We start from the raw sequence: 3,465 nt of genomic DNA, 5'->3' as shown, positions 1-3,465 counted from the left end.
GCGCCGGCAGCGGCGGCAGCCCCTCGCGCAGCGCGGCCGCGACCAGCGCGTCGCCCGCCATCTGGCTGCCGCTGAGCGCGCGCGCGTAGCGCCGGGCGGGAGGAAGGCTTCGGAGCAGCTCGGCCTGGGTGACGGCGTTCATGACATGGCCCTCGTGACGTTCCTGGTTGCTGCGGCAAGATCGTGCCGGAAGTGAGAATGACAAAGCAAACGGATCCGATCCGCGCCGCCCTGCCGGGGCTGCTGCCCGAGCTGCGCGCCTTCGCGCGCTTCCTGGCCCGCGATGCGGCGCTGGCCGACGATCTGGTGCAGGAGGCGGTCCTGCGGGCGCTGCGCGCCGAATCCCAGTGGCTGCCTGGAACCAGCCTGCGGGCCTGGGTGTTCCATATCCTGCGCAACGTGTTCCTGGAACAGCTGCGCCGCCGCGGCACCGAGAAGCGCGCCCTGGAGCGGATGCCGCCGCGCGAGGCGATGCCGGCGGCGCAGGAGGCGCAGGCCGATGTGAACGACCTGTCCCGCGCGCTGGAACGCCTGCCCATGCCGCAGCGCGAGGCGCTGATCCTGGTCGGCGCGCACGGCCTGTCGCATGAGGAGGCGGCCGCGATCTGCGGCGTGCCGGTGGGCACGGTGAAGGCACGTGTCTCGCGCGCCCGGGGCGCCCTGGCACGGGGCTGGGCGCCGGCGGAGGGCGGCGAGGCCGCGCTGCAGGAGGAGGGAGGCTGAGGGGACGCGCATCGAACCCTCCTTCAAGGAAAGGCGAGGCGCGAAGGTTTCATGCGCGAAACGCATGTCAGACCCGCGGAAAATGGATATGCCCCATGCAACCGCTGGCCCTCCTGCCGCATTGGTGGGTCATGCAAGGCGAGCAGAGCACCATGAACAGCGTGACCCCCATCCGAGGCCAGGCCGCCGGCGCCGCGACGCCGGCCAGCGGCGGACCGAGCTTCCACGAGCAGCTGGTGGCGATCCTGCCGCGGCTGCGGGTGCAGGCGGTGTCGATGACCCGCAACCGCGCCGATGCCGACGACCTGGTGCAGGCGGCGGTCAGCAACGCGCTGGCGGCGCAGCACAGCTTCACGCCGGGGACGAATTTCGGCGCCTGGATGTTCCGCATCCTGCGCAACCGCTTCCTCTCCGACATCCGCCGCAAGCGCGACACCTGCGACATGGACAGCGCCCCGGCCGAGGCCCTGGCGCGCCCCGCCGCGCAGGAGGACAGCCTGGCGCTGCGCGAGCTGCGCCGCCGCCTGGCCGACCTGCCGGAGGACCACCGCACCGCCCTGCTGCTGGTGACGGTCCAGGGCATGTCCTATGAGGAGGCCGCGCAGGCGATGAACTGCGCCGTCGGCACCGCCAAGTGCCGCGTCTTCCGCGCCCGCCGCCAGCTCGAGGCGTGGCTGATGGGGGAGAAGCAGCCCTCCCGCCGCGCCCAGGCCGAGGCGAAGGCACCGGTGCGCTCTGGCGAACAGCGCCGCCGCAATGCTAGCCTGCGGGAGAGCTCCGCCGATGCGCGGAGCATGCAGCCGGGACTCTGATGGGCGAGAGAGAAGACAAGCGCATGTTGGCGGATCCGGCAATCGCCCCCCGCCCGAGTGCCGAGCGTGCCCGAAAGGGCACGCCGGATGCCGCTTTCGATCTCTGGCTCCAGCGAGGTCTGCATGCGATGTATGACGACATCGCCAAGGAGCCCATTCCGGAGGAGCTGCTTCGCTTGATCGACCAGGACAAGGCCAGAGGCCAGACGTGACGTCCCCGGCGCCCCCGCGAGGCCGGGCGCTGCAAAGAATGCTCCGCGGCGTTCGTGGCCGCATGCTTCTCCTGCTCCTGGTCGCCAGCGTGCCCGTCGTGGGCATCGCGGGCGCCAACGCCTTCCTGAGCTACGAGGCCGAGCTGGCCGCCGGGCGGCGCACCGCCGCCATCCTGGGCGAGGTCTCCGCCACCCGCCATGGCGCCATCCTGACCGTTCTCGATGCCACGCTGCACGGGCTGGCCCGCCAGGGCGCCGTGCTCGACGACCCCGCCGCCTGCACCGCCCTGCTCTCCGGCCTGCTGGCGGTCAACGGGTCGCACTACAGCAATCTCTGGGTCGCCGCCGATGACGGCACGCTGCGCTGCTCCGCCCGCGCGCCCAGCGCCCCGATCGACCCGCCGGTCGACCCGCTGCTGGCCGAGGCCCGGCCCGACCGCATCACCCTCAGCGAATTCCGCACCGGCCGCGTCAGCGGCCTGCCCGTGCTCAGCGCCGTGCTCCGCATTCCCGGCGGGGTGGTGGGGGCCAGCCTGCGGCTGCAGATCTTCGAGACCGCCGAGGCGGCGGCGCCGAAGCGCGCCGCGCAGCGCGTCTGGCTGGTGGACCGCGACGGCACCGCCCTGGCGCTGACCAGCGCCGCCGCCGACGAGCTGCCGGACACCGCCCTGCTGCGCGAGCTGGCCACCCTTCCGCAGGGCGGTGCGATCGAGACGCGGTCGCGGCGCGGCGACGACTACGCCTATGCCAGCGCCCGGCTCGACCCCGGCCTCGGCCTGCTGGTCGGCCTGCCCACCGGGGAGATCCGCCAGGCGGCGCACACCGTCCTGCTGCGCCGCGGGCTGGAGCTGGCGGCCTTCCTGCTGGCCTGCCTGGTGGTGATCGTGCTCGGCGCCGACCTGGCCATCGCCCGGCCGCTGCGCCAGCTGGCCTGGCGGGTGCGGCAGTGGCGCCCCGGCGCGCCCTTCGCGCCGATGTTCCGCCGCGGCGAGCCGGACGAGGTGCGCGCGCTGGAGCAGGCCGTGGCCGACGCCGCCAGCGCCATCGGCGGGCGGGAGGAGGAGCTGCGCGGCGCGCTGCGCCAGCGCGACCTGCTGATGGCCGAGATCCACCACCGGGTGAAGAACAACCTGCAGATCGTCGCCAGCCTGCTGAACCTGCAGGCCAACCGGCTGCGCGACCCGGCGGCGCGGGCCGAGTTCGCCACCGCGCGCGACCGCGTGCAGGCGCTGGCCACGCTGCACCGCCACCTCTACACCAACCAGACCTTCGAGGTGATCGCGCTGCGCCCCTTCCTGGAGGAGCTGGCGCAGCAGCTCTTCGCCGCCATCGGCGAGCGGCCGGGCCAGCGCATCCGCCTGACCGTCGAGGCCGACGAGCTGGAGATCGTCACCGACCAGGCCGTCTCCCTCGCCCTGCTGATCACCGAGACGGTGACCAACGCCATCAAGCACGGCTTCCCCGACGCGCGCAGCGGCAGCATCACCATCTCGGTGCGCAGCCTGGGCGAGGAGGCGGAGCTGCGCGTGCATGATGACGGGCTCGGCATGCGGCTGGACGAGGAGGCGGGCAGCCAGGGCATCGGGCTGACGCTGATCCGCGGCTTCGCCCAGCATCTGGGCGGCGAGATCGTCATGCGGCGCGAGGACGGCACCGAGCTGTCGCTGCGCTTCCCGCTGCGCCGGCGCGAGGCCGACCAGCACCCGCGCGCCACGCCG

Annotated in this window: 4 protein-coding genes and 1 pseudogene; 4 read left to right on the top strand and 1 reads right to left on the bottom strand. The window is 73.5% G+C overall.

Features of this window, described 5'->3' with window-relative positions; translation table 11 throughout:
- Nucleotides 1–142, bottom strand: a pseudogene (locus HMPREF0731_RS26500) (response regulator); the annotation flags it as partial.
- A gap of 56 nt (nucleotides 143–198) precedes the next feature.
- Here HMPREF0731_RS26500 and HMPREF0731_RS14370 point away from each other — a divergent pair.
- From HMPREF0731_RS14370 to HMPREF0731_RS23900, 4 genes are all read left to right on the top strand, one after another.
- Complete coding sequence (locus HMPREF0731_RS14370) at nucleotides 199–723, top strand: sigma-70 family RNA polymerase sigma factor (protein ID WP_007004882.1); 525 nt, start codon at nucleotides 199–201, stop codon at nucleotides 721–723.
- 95 nt (nucleotides 724–818) lie between these two features.
- A complete protein-coding gene (locus tag HMPREF0731_RS14365; protein WP_007004881.1) occupies nucleotides 819–1,535 on the top strand; it encodes a sigma-70 family RNA polymerase sigma factor in 717 nt (238 codons plus the stop codon).
- Nucleotides 1,536–1,558: 23 nt separating this feature from the next.
- Nucleotides 1,559–1,747: a NepR family anti-sigma factor gene (locus HMPREF0731_RS25540; RefSeq protein WP_040613380.1), complete on the top strand. Its 189-nt coding sequence runs from the start codon at nucleotides 1,559–1,561 to the stop codon at nucleotides 1,745–1,747.
- 62 nt (nucleotides 1,748–1,809) lie between these two features.
- Nucleotides 1,810–3,465 (top strand): sensor histidine kinase (locus HMPREF0731_RS23900; protein ID WP_051014766.1); only part of this gene is annotated, 1,656 nt, incomplete at its 3' end.

Origin of the sequence: Pseudoroseomonas cervicalis ATCC 49957 (assembly GCF_000164635.1) — a bacterium.
Lineage (GTDB): Bacteria > Pseudomonadota > Alphaproteobacteria > Acetobacterales > Acetobacteraceae > Pseudoroseomonas > Pseudoroseomonas cervicalis.
Note: the sequence above shows the minus strand (reverse complement) of the source record. Positions and strands in the feature narration are given on the sequence as shown.